This is a genomic window from Streptomyces sp. WAC04114, assembly GCF_019733245.1.
In the GTDB taxonomy this organism is placed as follows: Bacteria; Actinomycetota; Actinomycetes; order Streptomycetales; family Streptomycetaceae; genus Streptomyces; species Streptomyces massasporeus_A.
Map to the genome: position 1 here is coordinate 13,341 of NZ_JAIGQA010000090.1, position 17,129 is coordinate 30,469.

Annotated in this window: 14 protein-coding genes; 7 read left to right on the plus strand and 7 right to left on the minus strand. The window is 73.3% G+C overall.

Annotated features, from left to right (window positions below; translation table 11 throughout):
• Window positions 1-47: 47 nt before the first annotated feature.
• Window positions 48-722, minus strand: a complete 675-nt coding sequence (locus K4G64_RS22500; RefSeq protein WP_190903112.1) for a DUF3000 domain-containing protein — start codon at window positions 720-722, stop codon at window positions 48-50.
• A gap of 101 nt (window positions 723-823) precedes the next feature.
• Here K4G64_RS22500 and hemE point away from each other — a divergent pair, with 101 nt between their 5' ends.
• The gene (hemE, locus tag K4G64_RS22505) at window positions 824-1,891 is read left to right on the plus strand and encodes a uroporphyrinogen decarboxylase (protein ID WP_221757826.1); all 1,068 of its coding nucleotides are present in this window, start codon (window positions 824-826) and stop codon (window positions 1,889-1,891) included.
• A 114-nt stretch (window positions 1,892-2,005) separates the two neighbouring features.
• Window positions 2,006-2,338, plus strand: coding sequence for a hypothetical protein (locus K4G64_RS22510; RefSeq protein WP_221757827.1), 333 nt, complete (start codon window positions 2,006-2,008; stop codon window positions 2,336-2,338).
• Between the two features lie 124 nt (window positions 2,339-2,462).
• Here K4G64_RS22510 and K4G64_RS22515 read toward each other — a convergent pair whose 3' ends face one another.
• Both K4G64_RS22515 and K4G64_RS22520 read right to left on the minus strand, forming a co-directional pair.
• A complete protein-coding gene (locus K4G64_RS22515) occupies window positions 2,463-3,851 on the minus strand; it encodes an FAD-dependent oxidoreductase (RefSeq protein WP_221757828.1) in 1,389 nt (462 codons plus the stop codon).
• A 27-nt stretch (window positions 3,852-3,878) separates the two neighbouring features.
• Window positions 3,879-4,853, minus strand: a complete 975-nt coding sequence (locus tag K4G64_RS22520) for a DUF4349 domain-containing protein (protein ID WP_221757829.1) — start codon at window positions 4,851-4,853, stop codon at window positions 3,879-3,881.
• A gap of 157 nt (window positions 4,854-5,010) precedes the next feature.
• On the opposite strand from K4G64_RS22520, the gene hemG reads away from it, so the two are divergent.
• Window positions 5,011-6,456 carry a protoporphyrinogen oxidase gene (hemG, locus tag K4G64_RS22525; RefSeq protein WP_221757830.1) on the plus strand — a complete coding sequence of 482 codons (1,446 nt, stop codon included), beginning with the start codon at window positions 5,011-5,013 and terminating at the stop codon, window positions 6,454-6,456.
• A 5-nt stretch (window positions 6,457-6,461) separates the two neighbouring features.
• Window positions 6,462-7,205: a hydrogen peroxide-dependent heme synthase gene (gene hemQ / locus K4G64_RS22530; RefSeq protein WP_221757831.1), complete on the plus strand. Its 744-nt coding sequence runs from the start codon at window positions 6,462-6,464 to the stop codon at window positions 7,203-7,205.
• On the opposite strand, the gene K4G64_RS22535 is transcribed toward hemQ, so the two are convergent.
• From K4G64_RS22535 to K4G64_RS22545, 3 genes are all read right to left on the minus strand, one after another.
• Window positions 7,206-8,810: an alpha/beta hydrolase gene (locus tag K4G64_RS22535; RefSeq protein WP_221757832.1), complete on the minus strand. Its 1,605-nt coding sequence runs from the start codon at window positions 8,808-8,810 to the stop codon at window positions 7,206-7,208.
• Between the two features lie 113 nt (window positions 8,811-8,923).
• Window positions 8,924-9,694 carry a TIGR04222 domain-containing membrane protein gene (locus K4G64_RS22540; RefSeq protein ID WP_221757833.1) on the minus strand — a complete coding sequence of 257 codons (771 nt, stop codon included), beginning with the start codon at window positions 9,692-9,694 and terminating at the stop codon, window positions 8,924-8,926.
• An 86-nt stretch (window positions 9,695-9,780) separates the two neighbouring features.
• Complete coding sequence (locus tag K4G64_RS22545) at window positions 9,781-10,524, minus strand: DUF4142 domain-containing protein (RefSeq protein ID WP_221757834.1); 744 nt, start codon at window positions 10,522-10,524, stop codon at window positions 9,781-9,783.
• Window positions 10,525-10,908: 384 nt separating this feature from the next.
• On the opposite strand from K4G64_RS22545, the gene K4G64_RS22550 reads away from it, so the two are divergent.
• The 3 genes from K4G64_RS22550 to K4G64_RS22560 are packed head-to-tail and all read left to right on the plus strand — an operon-like array spanning window position 10,909 to window position 15,491.
• Window positions 10,909-12,378 carry an aldehyde dehydrogenase family protein gene (locus K4G64_RS22550; protein WP_221757835.1) on the plus strand — a complete coding sequence of 490 codons (1,470 nt, stop codon included), beginning with the start codon at window positions 10,909-10,911 and terminating at the stop codon, window positions 12,376-12,378.
• Between the two features lie 54 nt (window positions 12,379-12,432).
• Window positions 12,433-13,989 carry a GMC family oxidoreductase gene (locus K4G64_RS22555; RefSeq protein ID WP_221757836.1) on the plus strand — a complete coding sequence of 519 codons (1,557 nt, stop codon included), beginning with the start codon at window positions 12,433-12,435 and terminating at the stop codon, window positions 13,987-13,989.
• Window positions 13,986-15,491, plus strand: a complete 1,506-nt coding sequence (locus K4G64_RS22560) for an APC family permease (protein ID WP_221757837.1) — start codon at window positions 13,986-13,988, stop codon at window positions 15,489-15,491. The genes K4G64_RS22555 and K4G64_RS22560 overlap by 4 nt, the downstream gene beginning before the upstream one ends.
• A gap of 40 nt (window positions 15,492-15,531) precedes the next feature.
• Here the strand turns inward: K4G64_RS22560 and K4G64_RS22565 are convergent, their stop codons facing one another.
• Window positions 15,532-17,058, minus strand: coding sequence for a DUF692 domain-containing protein (locus K4G64_RS22565; protein ID WP_221757838.1), 1,527 nt, complete (start codon window positions 17,056-17,058; stop codon window positions 15,532-15,534).
• Window positions 17,059-17,129: the final 71 nt, after the last annotated feature.

Sequence of the window (17,129 nt, forward strand, 5' to 3'; positions counted from 1 at the left end):
GATGTCGTTTCAACGAGGCGATCAGGGGGTGCGATCGGGGGGTGCGATCAGCGGGACTGCGGCCCTCGCCGCTGGGGGAGGGTCACGACGGACGCGTCCCCGGGGACGGCCGGGGGCAGCCCCGCGATCTGGGCCAGCAGATCGCACCAGGCGGCCAGATGCGCGGCCGTGTCCGGAGCTCCGCCCAGACCCTCGCGCGGCGTCCACGACGCACGGATCTCGATCTGCGAGGCAGCCGGGCGCGCGGACAGCCCGCCGAAGTAGTGCGAGCTCGCGCGCGTGACGGTGCCGCTCGGCTCCCCGTACGTCAGCCCGCGCGCCTGGAGCGCACCGGTCAGCCAGGACCAGCACACCTCCGGCAGCAGCGGGTCCGCCGCCATCTCCGGCTCCAGCTCCGCGCGCACCAGTGTCACCAGCCGGAAGGTGCCCCGCCAGGCGTCGTGCCCGGCCGGGTCGTGCAGCAGCACCAGCCGGCCGTCGGCCAGGTCCTGGTCGCCGTCGACGACCGCGGCCTCCAGCGCGTAGCTGTGAGGAGCCAGCCGCCTCGGCGGGGGCGTCGGCTCGACCTCGATCTGGGGCCGCAGCCGCGCCGCCTTGAGCGCGTCGACAGCGGCCCGGAAGGGCGGCGGGGCGGAGTCCGCCTCCCGCCGGTCGTTCTCGGTATCCTTCGCTTCGTCCATTCCGCCAGCGCCGTCCGACAGTCGTCCCTGAGCCGCAGCCATGCGGGAAGATTACGGGGACCGGAGCCCGGGTGCCGGGCTAGACACCCCGCACCTGTACAGGGGCTGAATAGTGCCGTCCGACGGCGTGCGAAACTTGGCCCGTGAGTGCCAACGACGCCCCCCGGGTCCAGCAGCCGTCCGCCCCGCACGACTCCGCCTTCCTCAAGGCCTGCCGGCGCGAGCCCGTGCCGCACACGCCGGTGTGGTTCATGCGGCAGGCCGGGCGCTCACTGCCGGAGTACCGCAAGGTGCGCGAGGGCATCCCGATGCTCGAGTCCTGCATGCGACCGGAACTGGTCACCGAGATCACGCTCCAGCCGGTGCGCCGGCACGGCGTGGACGCGGCGATCTACTTCAGCGACATCGTCGTCCCGCTCAAGGCCATCGGCATCGACCTCGACATCAAGCCCGGCGTCGGCCCGGTCGTCGAGCGCCCGATCCGTACCCGCGAGGACCTCGCCCAGCTGCGCGACCTCACGCCCGAGGACGTCTCCTACGTCACCGAGGCCATCGGCCTGCTCACCCGCGAGCTCGGCGCCACGCCCCTCATCGGCTTCGCCGGCGCGCCCTTCACCCTCGCCAGCTACCTGGTCGAGGGCGGCCCGTCCCGCACGTACGAGAACGCCAAGGCCATGATGTACGGCGACCCCGAGCTGTGGGCCGACCTGCTCGACCGGCTCGCGGACATCACCGCCGCGTTCCTGAAGGTGCAGATCGAGGCGGGTGCCTCGGCGGTCCAGCTGTTCGACTCCTGGGCGGGTGCGCTGGCCCCCGTCGACTACCGGCGCTCGGTGCTGCCCGCGTCGGCGAAGGTCTTCGATGCCGTGGCCGGGTACGGCGTGCCGCGCATCCACTTCGGTGTCGGCACCGGCGAGCTGCTGGGCCTCATGGGCGAGGCCGGCGCGGACGTCGTCGGCGTCGACTGGCGCGTCCCGATGGACGAGGCCGCCCGCCGGGTCGGCCCCGGCAAGGCGCTCCAGGGCAACCTCGACCCGACCGTGCTGTTCGCCTCGACGGAGGCCGTCGAGGCCAAGACCCTCGAGGTCCTGGACTCGGCGAAGGACCTCGAAGGCCACATCTTCAACCTCGGCCACGGTGTGATGCCGTCCACGGACCCCGACGCGCTGACGCGGCTGGTCGAGCACGTGCACACGCAGACCGCGCGCTGACGCGGGGTCCGATCGGCCGGTTCGTTGAACGCGGCCGTACGCGCGTGCGTATGTGTCGGCAACCGCCCGCGGCGCGGGGAAGGCGGGTCGCGGGGCCGACGTGAGGAACAGGCGATGAACGACCGAGTTACTCCCGCGATGCACGCACTGCCCGACGGCGAGGCGGAGCTGACGCTGGTGGTGCGGCTGCCCTGGGAGGACGTGGCCCGCCTGGGCCAGGAGGCGGGGCGGCTGGCCACGCAGTTGCGGCGGCCCGTGACGCTGGAGGAGGCGGTGAACCACCGCTTGCGGTCGACCCGGGTGGCTTCGCACGCGAAGCCGGCGGGGGAGCAGCCGCCGGCGGTGACGGCCGCGCCGGCGTCGGTGTCGTCGTTGCCGTCGCGGCCGCCGGCGGAGCAGGCGCGGCAGGCGATCGATCGGATCAACGGTACGGCGGGGACGGCGTAGGGGCTTCGCCGTCGAGGGTGCGGGGGCGCTGCCGGGTGCCGTCCGTCGTGGCCGCTCGCGCCCACGCGGCGGAGCCGCACATCGATACAGCCCCGCGCCCCTGAGGGCATGGATCCGCCGCCTCTCACATGGAACCGCGGACTCTCGCCGCCGCCTTGCGGGCCGCTACCAGGATCGGGTCCCAGACCGGGGAGAACGGTGGGGCGTAGCCGAGGTCCAGGGCCGTCATCTGTTCCACCGTCATGTTGGCGGTGAGGGCGACGGCCGCGACGTCGACGCGCTTGCCCGCGCCCTCCCGGCCGACGATCTGGACGCCGAGGAGGCGGCCCGTGCCGTGCTCGGCGAGCATCTTGACCGTCATGGGGGAGGCGTTCGGGTAGTAGCCCGCGCGGCTGGTCGACTCGATGGTGACCGCCTCGAAGCGCAGGCCCACCCGGTGGGCGTCCTTCTCCCGCAGGCCCGTGCGTGCGATCTCCAGGTCGCAGACCTTGCTGACCGCCGTGCCGACCACGCCCGGGAAGGTCGCGTAGCCGCCGGCGACGTTGGTGCCGATGACCTGGCCGTGCTTGTTGGCGTGGGTGCCGAGCGGGATGTGCCGCTCCTGGCCCGAGACCAGGTCGAGGACTTCGACGCAGTCGCCGCCTGACCAGATGTTCTCGTGGCCGCGCACCCGCATCGAGCGGTCGGTGAGGATGCCGCCGTGCGGGCCGAGGGGGAGACCGGCGGCCTTCGCCAGGGCCGTCTCGGGGCGCACGCCGATGCCGAGCACGACGACGTCCGCGGGGAACTCGCGGTCCTCGGTGACCACCGCCCTCACACGGCCGTCCTCGCCCGTGAGGATCTTCGTGACCTCGGCGTCGTTCACCATCGTGATGCCCAGGCCCTCCATGGCGTCGTGCACCAGGCAGCCCATGTCGGGGTCGAGGGCAGACATGGGCTCACTGCCCCGGTTGACGACCGTCACCTCGTAGCCGCGCTTGATCAGCGCCTCGGCCATCTCCACGCCGATGTAACCCGCCCCGACGACCACCGCGCGGCGGCCCCGCGTGCCCTCCAGCGTGTCGAGGAGCGCCTGCCCGTCGTCCAGCGTCTGCACGCCGTGCACCCCGGCCGCGTCGACCCCGGGCATGTCCGGCCGGATCGGCCGGGCGCCGGTCGCGATCACGAGTCGGTCGTACGACGTCCAGGACTCCTCGCCGGTCTCCAGGTCATGCGTGCGGACCCGCTGCCCGTCGGGGTCGAGTTCCGTGACCTCGGTGCGCAGCCGCAGGTCGATGTCCCGGGCACGGTGCTCCTCGGGAGTGCGGGCGATGAGCCGGTCCCGTTCGGTGACGTCGCCGCCGACCCAGTAGGGGATGCCGCATGCCGAGTACGACGTGAAGTGGCCCCGTTCGAACGCCACGATCTCCAGCTCGTCGGGGCCCTTCAGACGGCGGGCCTGCGACGCCGCGGACATGCCCGCGGCGTCGGCGCCGATGACGACCAGTCGCTCCCGTGTACGGCTCATGTTCATGCGAACACGCTACGGGAGCAGGGCATTTCAGTCCCGCTCACCCGGGGCCGGCGGCTGCGCGGCCTCCGGGGCGGGGCGGGCCTGCGGCAGCGGGCCGAGCGCGGTCGCCGTGGGCGCGGGGCGGCGCGGCAGGCGGGGGCGTACGACGCGCAGCCACAGCAGGACGATCAGCGCGGCCACCGCCGCGAACGGCAGGATGGCGCCGAAGGCGACGGCGAGCCAGCGCAGCATCGTCAGGAAGGCGCTCCAGCCGCCCGCGAGCGCGTCCACGAAGCCCGGGTCGTCGTCCTCGGCCTGCTCCTTCACCGGGGTCTCGGACAGCGACAGGGTGATGGTGGCCAGACTGGTGCGGTCCTTCAGGGACTTCTGCCGGGCCAGCAGCGACTCCAGGTCGGCCTGGCGGGTGCTCAGCTCGCCCTCCAGGGTCACCACGTCGCTGAGCTTGGTGGCGCGGTCCATCAGCTCGCGGATCCGGGCCACGCTGGCGCGCTGCGTGGTGATCCGGCTCTCCACGTCCACGACCTGGTCGGTGACGTCCTCGGCCTTCGCGCTGCGGTCGAGGAGCTTGCCGGAGCCCTCCAGTTCCGCGAGGACCTCGTCGTACTTCTCGACGGGCACGCGCAGCACGACCCGGGTGCGCTCATGGCCCTCGGCGTCCCGGGTGGTGGTCTCGTCGCCGACGTAGCCGCCCGCGTTCTGCACGCCGGTGCGGGCCTGGTCCAGGGCCTTCGGGACGTCCTTGACCCGCACGGTCAGGGAGGCCGTGCGGATGATGTGGGTCGCGGCGAGCTTCGGCGGCGCCGTGGCCTTGGCGCCGCTGCCGGTGCCGCCGGGGGCGGCCTCGCCCGAGACGCCCTTGTGGTCCGCCCCGCGGTCGGCGGCGGAGTTGCTGCCGCCCGAGGCGTCGTCGCCGGCGCTGCACCCCGTGAGCGCGAGGGCGGCGGCCAGCAGGAGGGCGGCCGGGGCCGGGGCGGGGCGTCGTACGGATCGTCGTGTGCGCATGCGGGCATCCCCCGGGGTCGATTCTGCTGACGCTTCTTCGACGCCCGGACGGCGCCGATCGTTTGGTCCGGGACGGTCCCGATGCGGTCACGGTCGGGACTCGTGCCGGACACCGGGGCGCGGCGGCGCCGTCGGTGGGGTCTGAGAGGCTGGGGGCATGCGCGAAGTTCAAGGGCAGGTCGTCGTCATCGGGGCGGGCATCGCGGGGCTGGCCGCCGCACACCGGCTGCTGGAGCGCGGGGCGCGGGTGACCGTGCTGGAGGCCTCCGACCGGGTCGGCGGCAAGCTGCTGCCCGGGGAGGTCGAGGGCGCCCGCGTGGACCTCGGCGCGGAGTCGATGCTCGCCCGCCGTCCCGAGGCGGTGGCGCTGGCGCGCGCGGTGGGCCTCGCCGACCGCCTGCAGCCCCCCGCGACCGCCACGGCCTCGCTCTGGACCCGCGGCGCCCTGCGCCCCTTCCCCAAGGGGCATGTGATGGGCGTGCCCGGCACCGCGTCCGCCCTGGCCGGTGTTCTCTCCGAGGAGGGCCTCGCCCGCATCGAGCGGGACGCCGAGCTGCCCCGCACCGAGATCGGCGATGACGTGGCGGTGGGGGAGTACGTGGCGGAGCGTCTCGGCCGCGAGGTCGTCGACCGCCTGCTGGAGCCCATGCTGGGCGGGGTGTACGCGGGCGACGCGTACCGCATCTCCATGCGCTCGGCCGTCCCGCAGCTCTTCCAGGTGGCCCGGACGCACACCTCCCTGACGGAAGGGGTCCGCGAGCTCCAGGCCCAGGCGGCCGGAGCCCGGCAGACCGGCCCGGTGTTCATGGGCATCCGGGGCGGCATCGGCACCCTGCCCCTCGCGGTGGCCGACTCGGTCCGGGCACGCGGGGGCGAGATCCTCACCCGCACGCCGGTCACGGAGCTGCGCCGCACGCCCGAGGGCGGCTGGCAGGTCGGCTCCGGCGAGCGCGCGTGGCGCGCGGACGCCGTAGTCGTCGCCGCCCCCGCCCCGGTCGCCGCCCGGCTGCTGCGCACCGAGACCCCCGGGGCCGCCGCCGAGCTCGACGCCGTCGAGTACGCCTCCATGGCCCTGGTCACCCTCGCCTACCGCCGCTCCGAGACGGCCCTGCCCGACGGCAGCGGCTTCCTCGTGCCGCCGGTCGACGGACGCACCATCAAGGCGTCCACGTTCGCCTCACAGAAATGGGGCTGGATCGCCGAGGAGAACCCAGACCTCGTAGTCCTGCGCACCTCCGTCGGACGGTACGGCGAGACGGAGATCCTCCAGCGCGACGACAGCGAGCTGGTCGAGGTCTCCCGGCACGACCTGAAGGCGGCCACCGGCCTGGCCGCCACGCCCGTCGCGACCCGCGTCACCCGCTGGGACGGCGGCCTGCCCCAGTACCCCGTCGGCCACCACACGCGCGTGGCCCGCATCCGCGAGCACATCGCCCGGCTCCCCGGCCTCGCCGTCTGCGGCGCCCCGTACGACGGCGTCGGCATCCCGGCCTGCATCGCCAGCGCCTACGCGGCCGTGGACCAGGTCCACGGCGACACGGGCGCTGTGGAGGAGCTCACCGCCCACCCGGTGCAGAGCCTGCACGGCGGAGCGGGAGAATGAGAAGCATGAGTGACGACGCCTCCACCACGGCCTCCAGCGCCGCGCCCGACCGCATCGCGAACAAGGGCAAGCTGGCCAAGGACCTCAACGAGGTCATCCGCTACACGCTCTGGTCCGTCTTCAGGCTGAAGGACGTCCTCCCCGAGGACCGCGCCGGGTACGCCGACGAGGTCCAGGAGCTGTTCGACCAGCTCGCCGCCAAGGACGTGACCATCCGCGGCACCTACGACGTCTCGGGCCTGCGCGCCGACGCCGACCTCATGATCTGGTGGCACGCGGAGACCAGCGACGCGCTGCAGGAGGCGTACAACCTCTTCCGCCGGACGAAGCTGGGCCGCGCCCTGGAGCCCGTCTGGTCGAACATGGCGCTGCACCGCCCCGCCGAGTTCAACCGCTCGCACATCCCGGCGTTCCTCGCCGACGAGACGCCCCGCAACTACGTGAGCGTCTACCCCTTCGTGCGGTCCTACGACTGGTACCTGCTGCCCGACGAGGACCGCCGCCGCATGCTCGCCGACCACGGCAAGATGGCCCGCGGCTACCCGGACGTGCGCGCCAACACCGTCGCCTCGTTCTCCCTCGGCGACTACGAGTGGATCCTCGCCTTCGAGGCCGACGAGCTGTACCGCATCGTCGACCTCATGCGTCACCTGCGCGCCTCGGAGGCCCGTATGCACGTCCGCGAGGAGGTGCCGTTCTACACGGGCCGCCGCAAGGACATCGCCGAGCTGGTCGCCTCTCTGGCCTGATCAGCGGATCCGTCGCCCGGCCCCGGCCCGGTCCGGGGCCGTCGGCTTCGGCTCGGGGTGCGGGGCGCACTGCGCACCGCGTCCCGGCAGCCGGCCCTCCAGCAGATACGCCTCCATGTGCCCGTTGACGCAGGCGTTCGGTCCGCCCGCCAGTCCGTGGGCCCCGGCGTCCCGCTCCGTCACCAGCACCGAGCCCGCCAGACGGTCGTGGAGTTCGAGGGCGCCGTCGTACGGCGTGACGGCGTCCCGCTCGGCGGCCAGGATCAGGGTCGGCGGCAGCTCGCCCGGCCCGGTGCCGACGTCGAGCGGCCGCCGGCGCGGCACCCGCCAGTAGGCGCACGGCAGGTTCGTCCACACGTTGTCCCAGGTCTCGAAGGGCGCCACCCGCGCGAGCCGGGTGTTGTCCCGGTCCCACACCTCCCAGTCCGTGGGCCAGGGGGCGTCGTTGCACTCGACGGCCACGTAGACCGCGCGGGAGTTCTCCGCCTCGACGGCCGCTTCCGGGTGCTGCTCCATCTGCTCGATCAGCGGCTCGGCGTCACCCTTGAGGTACGCCGACAGCGCGTGCGCGCGGTGCGGCCACTGGTCGTCGTAGTAGCCGGCCTGCAGGAACGCCCCGTGCAACTGCCCCGGACCGACCTTCCCGCCCGCCGGCTCGGCGGCCAGCCTCGCGCTCGCCCGCTCGTAACTGCGCAGCACCTCCCGCTCGGTGGCGCCCAGCCCGTACACGTCGTCGTGCCGGGCGATCCACTCCCGGACGTCCCGCCAGCGGTCCTCGAAGGCCGCCGACTGGGCGAGGTTGTTGCGGTACCAGATCCGCTCGGGGCCGGGGTGGACCACCGAGTCGAACACCATCCGCCGTACGTGCCCGGGGAACAGCGTCGCGTACAGGGCACCGAAGTAGGTGCCGTACGACGAGCCCATGAAGGTCAGCCGCTCCTCGCCGAGCGCGGCGCGCAGCACGTCGAGATCGCGGGCGTTGTTCAGTGAGTGGTAGTGCCGCAGCGCGTCGCCGTTGCGCTCGGCGCAGCCCCGCGCGTACGCCTCGGCCTTGGCGACGCGCTCCCTCTTGTACGCCTCCGTGGGGTGGGCCGGTGCCGGCGAGGGCCCGGTGAAGAACTGTTTCGGGTCCTTGCACGACAGCGGTGCCGAACGGCCGACGCCGCGCGGGGCGTAGCCGACGAGGTCGTAGGCGGCGGCGATCCGCTTCCACTCGGGGAGCAGGCCGATGAGCGGGAAGTACAGGCCGGTGGCACCGGGACCGCCCGGGTTGTGGACGAGGGCGCCCTGCCGGAGGACCTTGTGCTTGTCGTTTTGCGGGTCCTTCTGTGTGGCCCGGGCCCTGCTGACGGAGAGTGCGATCTGGCGGCCGTCCGGGCGGGCGTAGTCCAGCGGGACGCTCACCGTGCCGCACTGCATGCTGCCCGGCAGGTCCTGCGCGTCGGGGCACGGGCCGAAGTCGACGCCGGCCGCCTTCGCGCGCACGGCGGCGACGGCGGTGCCGCGCCGCTCGGCCGCGCCCGTCCGGTCCTCGGCGTGCGGGGCCCCGGTGAGGGCGCTCAGCAGCAAGGACCCGGCGGCCGAATAGAGGAGGGCGGCTCTCATCGGTATCCCTTCGGTGCACGGTGGCGACGAAAGGGATGTTTCGTTCGGGCGGAGGGGAAGGCAAGCACCGTCGGCCGGTGTCGGGCCCCATGCCCCCGCGCGCCCCCGGTCGGTCAGTCGTGCGACTCGCGGTGTGTGAACGCGGCGCGCAGGTCCGGTTCGCCGATCGCGCGCACGCCCCGCACGGCCACCGAGGTGAGGTACGTACGGTCGTCGGCGGCGCCGTCCGCGGTGCGGGTCAGCGTGCCGAGCAGCCGCTGGCCGGCCGGGGAGGCCCAGCGTGAGTAGGGGTGGATCTCGACCCGGGCGACCGCCAGGCAGCTCAGGGTCAGGGCGAGCGGCAGCGCGAACCACAGGGCGACCAGGTGCCGGGGCATGTCCGGCGGAAGCGGCGTCAGCAGCGCGGCCACGCCCAGCCCGAGGACGGCGACGGCCGCGACACGCACCTGCTGCACGGCCGTGGCGACCGTAGTGCGGGCACTGTCGGGCACCGCGAGGCCCGCGCGCACCAGCCCCTCGGCGATGCCGCGCACCGGGTCCGCCGCGGCGGCCGTGGCCCGCACCGGCGCGATACGGGACTGCCCCTCGGGGCCGATGGCCCCTATCACCGACTGCTCCATCTCGTCCCGCCCGCGCGGGTCGACGACCGTCGCCCAGCCGGTGTGGGCCAGGAGCAGCCGGCGCTGGCGGGCCATGGCGACCAGGGTCACGTCGGCGACCCGCCGGGGGCCGCCGGAGAGGAACGCGGCCTCGTACAGCGTGAGTTCACGCCCCCGGCCGGTGTCCGCGTCCACGGCCGCCGCGCGCACGGCGGCCAGGCACAGGCGTGTGCACGCCGTGCCGGCCACGGCCCAGGCCGCCAGCAGGAAAAGAACCCAGAGCATATGTTGTTTGTATGTGACACGGTCCCGAAAGCACCATGCCTCGTTCACAATCCGGACGGAGTGTTGTCGGTATGTGACGTTCCGTTTCAGTCCGGTGGCGGGCTGTAGGCGGGCGGCGGGAGCGTGTAGTCCGGCGAGGGCGACGACGGCGGCGGCACGACCGTCCCCGGGCCGGCGGCCGGGGGAGCGCCGTCGCCGGCCAGATCGCGGGCCACGGCGTCGAAGTCGACGTAACCCGTGGCCTCCAGGACCTTGATGTGGTCGAGGACGGTTGTGTTGGCGTCGTCGGCGAGCTCGCGCACCAGGGAGTTGCGGGTGCTCGCGCGGACCTGGGCGACGACCGAGAACACCTTGCCGTGCGCCAGCCGCAGGATGGTGGCGAACTCGCGGTCGTACCCGGGGCCCTGTGCCCGGTCGAGCCGGTCCAGCCACTGCCTCTGCTGCTCGTTCGGCTCGTCCGGCAGCTCGAGGTGGAGCCGGTCCGCGACGTCGCGGACCCGCTCGTCCAGGAACCGGTGCCCCTCGACGAGGTGCCGGCCCGCCGTCCGGACGGCCGGTGTGGTCCCCTTCGACCGCGCCTGCCGCCCCGCGGGCAGCTCCCACAGCCCGGCCAGCCGGACCTTGGTGAGGAAGTCCTGGTCGAGCGCGGACAGCGGGCCGTAGCTCGTCCGCAGGGTCTGCGCGCTCAGCACGTTCGGCGCGGTCTCCGGCTGGTCCGTGTACGACCAGAGCGGGACGACCAGCGCGGCGAGCGTCGCGGCCAGGCACGTGACGATGAGCCCGGTGCCGCTGAAGACGCCTCGGCCCTTGACGGGGGGTCGCGGTCGCATGGTGGTGCCTCCTGATACGGCACCGTACGCCAGTGCGCTCGGGGTGCCGGGTTGACATGTTACTTCTGGGCCTACGTCAACTGCCGTACGGGGAGGAATGGTTGGTTCGGGGGTGAGCGGGGACAAATGCGGGACACGAGGTGAGTGACGTACCGGGGCAATGAGGAAGAATTCCTCCACGGCATGCCTCGCGCGTCATCCGGGTGTCAGCCCCGGCGCACTCGCGCGCGCACGCCCGGGGCCGGGCGACTAGCCCACCCGGGTCCTCTGGGCCGCCCGGACGCCGTCGTGGCGGTGTGCCCCGTGGCCGCCGCCCGCCCGATGGGCCATGTTGCTGACCGTCGAGCCGATCGGGCTCCGGCCGGACGCGAAGGAGGCCCCGCGGTGGGCGAGCTGTACATCGACGGCGAGTGGACACAGGCGGCGGCCGGTGGCCGGCGCGAGGTGGTCAACCCCTACGACGCCTCGGTCGTCACCAGCGTCGACGAGGCCGACGCCGCCGACGTCGACCGCGCCGTGCGCGCCGCACGGCGCGCCTTCGCCGAGGAGGACTGGGCGGGCGCCCCCACCCGCCGCCGCGCCGACCTGCTGATGCGCGTCCACGACCTGCTGCTGCGCGACCGCGAGGACATCGCCCGCACCGAGACGCTGGACACCGGCAAGACGCTCACCGAGGCCCGGATCGATGTGGAGGACGTGGCCAACGCCTTCCGCTACTACGCCGAACTCGCGGGCAAGGACGGCGGCCGGGTCGTCGACGTCGGCCCGGACGTCCTCAGCCGCGTCGTCTACCAGCCGGTCGGCGTGTGCGCGCTCATCGCCCCGTGGAACTACCCGCTGCTCCAGGCCTCCTGGAAGGTCGCTCCGGCGCTGGCCGCCGGCAACACCTTCGTCCTCAAGCCCAGCGAGATCACCCCGCTCACCACCATCATCATGATCCGGCTCATCGAGGAGGCCGGTGCCCCGCCCGGCGTGGCCAACCTCGTGCTCGGCTCGGGGGCGACCGTGGGCGCGGCGCTGACCCGCCACCCCGATGTCGACCTGGTCTCCTTCACCGGCGGCCTGAACACCGGCCGGGCCATCATGGCCGCCGCCGCCGACGAGGGACCGCGGAACATCGCCCTGGAACTGGGCGGCAAGAACCCCAACATCGTCTTCGCCGACGCCGACTTCGACGCCGCCGTCGACTACGCCCTGGACGCCGCCTTCCTGCACTCCGGGCAGGTCTGCTCGGCCGGTTCACGCCTGCTCGTCGAGGACTCCCTGCACGACCGGTTCGTCGAGGCCTACGCCGAGCGCGCCCGGGCGATCCGGCTCGGCAACGGTCTGGAGGAGGGCACCGAGACCGGCCCGCTCAGCTCCGCCGAGCACCGCGAGAAGGTCGAGGGCTACATCGCCGTCGCCAAGGAGGAGGGCGCCCGGCTCGTCACCGGAGGCACCCGCCCCGACGACCCCGCCCTCAGCCACGGCTTCTTCCTGCTGCCGACGATCTTCGCCGACTGCGACCGGTCCATGCGCATCGTCCAGGAGGAGGTCTTCGGCCCGGTCGTCACCGTCGAGCGCTTCCGCACCGAGGACGAGGCGGTCGAACTGGCCAACGACACCCGCTACGGCCTCGCCGGCGGCCTGTGGACCTCCGACGCGAGCCGCGCCCAGCGCGTCGCCCAGCGGCTGCGGCACGGCACCGTATGGATCAACGACTTCCACCCCTACGTACCGCAGGCCGAATGGGGCGGCTTCGGCCGCTCCGGCGTCGGACGCGAGCTCGGCCCCACGGGGCTGCGCGAGTACCAGGAGGCCAAGCACATCTACCAGAACCTCGCCCCCGCCCCCTCCGGCTGGTTCAAGGGCTGACCACCGGCACCCCACCGTCCGCCCGTTCACGACGCCACCGAAGAAAGGCACCGCATGGCCAGCATCCCCGCGCACGGCGAGGAGTCCGCCTACGACTACGTCATCGTCGGCGGCGGCACCGCCGGATGTGTGCTCGCCGCCCGGCTGAGCGAGGACCCCGACTGCCGCGTCTGCGTCATCGAGGGCGGCCCCAGCGATGTCGGCGACGAGCGCATCCTGCGCCTGCGCAACTGGATCAACCTGCTCGGCTCGGAGTTCGACTACGGCTACACCACCGTCGAGCAGCCGCGCGGCAACTCGCACATCCTGCACTCCCGGGCCCGGGTGCTCGGCGGCTGCTCCTCGCACAACACCCTGATCAGCTTCCTGCCGCTGCCGGAGGACCTCGACGACTGGGTGAGCCGCGGCTGCTCCGGCTGGGACCCGGCGACGATCCTGCCCTACCGCGACCGGCTGCTCACCCGGATCGTGCCCGTGGCCGAGGCGGACCGCAATCCCATCGCCAAGGACTTCGTCACCGCCGCCTCCCGCGCCCTCGGCGTCCCCGTCATCGAGGACTTCAACGCCGAACCCTTCCCCGACGGCGCCGGGTTCTTCTCGCTGGCCTACCAGCCGGAGGGCAACCTGCGCCAGTCCGCGTCCGTCGCCTACCTCCACCCGGTGCTCGACCGGCCCAACCTCACGCTGAAGCTGGAGACCTGGGCCCACCGGGTGATCCCCGACGCGTCGGGCCGGCTGACCCGGGTCGCCGTCCGGGGCGCCGACGGCGAACCCGCCACCGTGCGTGCCGAGCGTGAACTCCTGCTGTGCGCGGGCGCCATCGACACCCCGCGCCTGCTGCTGCTCTCCGGCATCGGCCCGGCCGACGATCTGCGCGCCCTGGACATCGCGGTACGGGCCGACCTGCCCGGTGTCGGGGAGAACCTGCTGGACCACCCCGAGTCCGTGATCGTCTGGGAGACCGCGGGGCCGCTGCCGCCCAACTCCGCGATGGACTCCGACGCCGGTCTGTTCCTGCGCCGCGACAAGAGCCAGCCGCGCCCCGACCTGATGTTCCACTTCTACCAGGTGCCGTTCACCGTCAACACCGAACGGCTGGGTTACCCCGTACCGCAGCACGGCGTGTGCATGACCCCGAACGTGCCGCGGGCCCGCTCCACCGGCCGCATGTGGCTGCGCAGCAACAACCCCGCCGATCATCCCGCCCTGGACTTCCGGTACTTCACCGATCCCGAGGGGCACGACGAACGCACCATCGTGGACGGTCTCAAGGTCGCCCGCGAGGTCGCCAGGACCGACCCGCTGCGCGACTGGCTCGTCCGCGAGGTCGCACCCGGTCCGGACGTCGTCTCCGACGCCGACCTGTCGGAGTACGGCCGCCGCGCGGCCCACACCGTCTACCACCCGGCCGGCACCTGCCGGATGGGCGCGGCGGACGACCCGGCGGCCGTCTGCGACCCCGAGCTGAGACTGCGGGGCTTCGAGGGCGTGCGGATCGTCGACGCGTCGGTGTTCCCGACGTTGCCCACCGTCAACCCGATGGTGACCGTGCTGCTCGCCGCCGAACGCGCCGCCGACCTGATCAAAGCGGAACGAGGGGCACGACGATGACCGGTACGCAGCCTCCCGCACCGGCGTCCGGCGCCCCCTCGGGGGAGCCGGGCTCCGAGTTCCGCAAGGACATGAGCCCCTGGGCCAACTTCGCCCTCGGCTTCACCTACCTCTCCCCGGTGGTGGGCACCTACACCCTCTTCGGCATCGCGATCGCCGACGGCGGACCGCCGATGATCTGGGCGTTCCTGATCGCCGGCTGCGGCCAGTTCCTCGTCGCGCTGATCTTCGGCGAGATCGTCGCCCAGTACCCGATCGCGGGCGGTGTCTACCCCTGGGCCCGGCGGCTGTGGGGCAAGCGCTGGGCGTGGATGACCGGCTGGGTGTACATGTGGGCGCTGCTGGTGACCATCACCTCCGTCGCCTACGGCGCCGGCCCCTACATCGCCATCCTCTTCGGCTTCCGAGCCACCGTGCACACCACCGTGCTGTGCACCGCCGTGCTCATCGTCGTCGCCATCCTCATCAACTACATGGGCACCAAGGCACTGTCGACGGCGGCGCTCATCGGTTTCGCTGGCGAGCTCATCGGCGCCCTCGTCGTCGGCGTCTACCTGCTGGCCACCCACCGTCACCACGGCCTCGGCGTCATCTTCGACACCTACGGCGTCGAGGGAGACGGCTCCTACCTGCCGGCGTTCCTGGCAGCCGCCATCATCGGCCTCTACCAGTACTACGGCTTCGAGGCGTGCGGCGACACCGCCGAGGAGGTCGCCCACCCGGGCCGGGTCATCCCCCGCGCGATGCGCCGCACCATCTACATCGGCGGCGCCGCGGCCACGTTCACCTGCATGTCGCTGCTGCTGTCGGTCACGGACTACAACGCGATCATCTCCGGCGAGCAGACCGACCCGGTGGTCGACGTGCTGTACGACGCCATGGGCGAGGCCGGGGCGCGGATGGTGATGGCCGTGGTGCTGATCTCCTTCCTGTCCTGCACGATCAGCCTCCAGGCCGCGGCCGGGCGGCTCATCTACTCCTATGCCCGGGACGAGATGATCGTCGGACACCGGCTGCTACGGCGGTTCGTCCACGCCCGTGCGGTGCCGAGCTGGGCGCTGTTCGTGTCCGCGGCGGTGCCGCTGGCCATCGCCTTCGCCTCGCTGCTCTCCGAGGACGCCCTCACCAACATCGTCTCGTTCGCGATCCTCGGCATCTACGGCTCGTTCCAGATGGTGGTCCTCGCCGCACTGCGCGCCCGGCTCAAGGGCTGGCGTCCGGCAGGGGAGTTCACCCTGGGCCGCTGGGGACTCACGGTGAACATCGCGGCGCTGGTCTACGGCATCGCCGCCATCGTCAACATCTGCTGGGCCCGCTCCCCGGAGAAGTCCTGGTGGGAGAACTGGATCGTCCTGCTGTGCGGCGGTGTGGTGCTGGGGACGGGCCTGCTCTACATGTTCACCACGCACCACTACGGCCGTGGCGACGCCCCAGCGGGCGACGCCGTGCCGGAGAAGAAGACCGGCTCGATGTCCGGTGGGCCTCCTCCCGGGCAGGGGTGAGACCAGGAGCGAGGGGCCCGGAATCCGGGCCCCCCGGCCGTCAACGCCGGGACAGCGCCCGGCGCGTGGCACGGGCGAACCGGTGGACGGGCCGCCGGGAGCGCGGCTTCGGGCCCGACCGCTCCAGCCACCACTCCCGCAGCTCCCGCCGCGCCCGTGTGTCCCCGGGGCGCCCGGTGGACAGCAGGTGTTCGGCGAAGGTGAGGGCGTCGCGCCGGTAGCCGTCGGTCATCGGGTGGGTCTGGGCGTAACCGAGGAACGCCGTGCGGTACTCCTCCCCGAGGATCACCGGCAGTTCGGGGGCGACCTTCGCCACGACGTCCGCCCGCTTGGCCGCGAGCGCCCGCGCCTGCACACCGACCCGCGGCCGATCGAACCCCTCCGGCACGGGCGTCCCCGCGACCAGCGCCGACAGCAGCGCCGCCTGCGCCAGTCCGAGCCGCTGCCGGGCCTCGCCGACGCCCTGTGGGTGGGGCGGGCCGAAGGCGCCCCGTGTCGCCCCGGCCGCCCCGGTCTCTTCGCCCCGCCGTGCCGCTCCGGCCGGCGCCTCGCCGCGGGCACCCAGGGCCACCTCACGCCGTGCGAGGGCGGCAGCCCCGAGCAGTTCACCGTCGCCGCGGGTCCGCTCCTGCCGTCCGGCGTCCGCCTCCCCGCGCAGCTCGGCCCTGACGCCCTCGGGCCGTGTCCGCCGCGCGGCAGTCGCGCCGGCGGCCGAGCGGAGCTGCGTCTTCACGCGTTCGACGGCGCCCGCCTCCAGCGCCCGGCGGATCGCGCCCAGCTCGTTCTCCAGCTCCGCCGGTTCCGGGAAGTTCTCGTCCCGTTCCAGGAGGACACCCGGGGGCGAAACGCGGGAGGCGAGATCCGTGAGGATGTCCAGGACCGGCCGCGGAACCGGGTGGGCGTGGCTGTCGTGCCAGACGCCGTCGCGTTCGACACCCCCCGCGACATGCACGTAGGCGATGGCCTCCAGCGGGAGCTCCGCGAGGGCCTTGGACGGGTCCTCGCCGCGGTTGACGTGGTTGGTGTGCAGGTTGGCGACGTCGATGAGGAGGCGGACGCCTGTGCGGTCGGCGAGGTCGTAGAGGAACTGTCCCTCCGTCATCTCCTCGCCCGGCCAGCAGACCAGCGCGGCGATGTTCTCGACGGCCAGCGGCACCGGCAGCGCGTCCTGCGCGATCCTTACGTTCTCGCACAGGACGTCCAGGGCGTCCCGGGTCCGCGGGACGGGCAGCAGATGGCCCGCCTCCAGGTGCGGGGACGCCGTCAGCGGCCCACCCGCCCGTACGAACGCGATGTGCTCGGTGACCAGCGGGGAGCCCAGCGTCTCGGCGCGTTCGGCCAGCGCGGTCAGCCGTCCCGCGTCGGGCCGGTCCGCGCCCCCGAGGCCCAGCGAGACGCCGTGCGGCACCACCGTGACGCCGCGCTCGCGCAGCCGCCGCAACGAGTCGGGCAGGTGCCCGGGGCAGAGGTTCTCGGCCACCGCCTCGACCCAGTCGATCCCCGGCATCCGCTCCACGGCGTCCGCGATCTCCGGCCGCCACCCGATGCCCGTCCCCAGTCGCTCCATCGCCCCCTCCTCCACCCGGCCCGTTCCTCGAACGTGAGGGGGGTATGGCCCAGCCGCCGACCCCCGAACCG

Coding starts and splice junctions, on each gene's coding strand:
- K4G64_RS22500 (WP_190903112.1), bottom strand. CDS start 722: ATGGCTGCGGCTCAGGGACGACTGTCGGACGGCGCTGGCGGAATGGAC.
- K4G64_RS22510 (WP_221757827.1), top strand. CDS start 2,006: ATGAACGACCGAGTTACTCCCGCGATGCACGCACTGCCCGACGGCGAG.
- K4G64_RS22515 (WP_221757828.1), bottom strand. CDS start 3,851: ATGAACATGAGCCGTACACGGGAGCGACTGGTCGTCATCGGCGCCGAC.
- K4G64_RS22520 (WP_221757829.1), bottom strand. CDS start 4,853: ATGCGCACACGACGATCCGTACGACGCCCCGCCCCGGCCCCGGCCGCC.
- hemG (WP_221757830.1), top strand. CDS start 5,011: ATGCGCGAAGTTCAAGGGCAGGTCGTCGTCATCGGGGCGGGCATCGCG.
- hemQ (WP_221757831.1), top strand. CDS start 6,462: ATGAGTGACGACGCCTCCACCACGGCCTCCAGCGCCGCGCCCGACCGC.
- K4G64_RS22535 (WP_221757832.1), bottom strand. CDS start 8,810: ATGAGAGCCGCCCTCCTCTATTCGGCCGCCGGGTCCTTGCTGCTGAGC.
- K4G64_RS22540 (WP_221757833.1), bottom strand. CDS start 9,694: ATGCTCTGGGTTCTTTTCCTGCTGGCGGCCTGGGCCGTGGCCGGCACG.
- K4G64_RS22545 (WP_221757834.1), bottom strand. CDS start 10,524: ATGCGACCGCGACCCCCCGTCAAGGGCCGAGGCGTCTTCAGCGGCACC.
- K4G64_RS22555 (WP_221757836.1), top strand. CDS start 12,433: ATGGCCAGCATCCCCGCGCACGGCGAGGAGTCCGCCTACGACTACGTC.
- K4G64_RS22560 (WP_221757837.1), top strand. CDS start 13,986: ATGACCGGTACGCAGCCTCCCGCACCGGCGTCCGGCGCCCCCTCGGGG.
- K4G64_RS22565 (WP_221757838.1), bottom strand. CDS start 17,058: ATGGAGCGACTGGGGACGGGCATCGGGTGGCGGCCGGAGATCGCGGAC.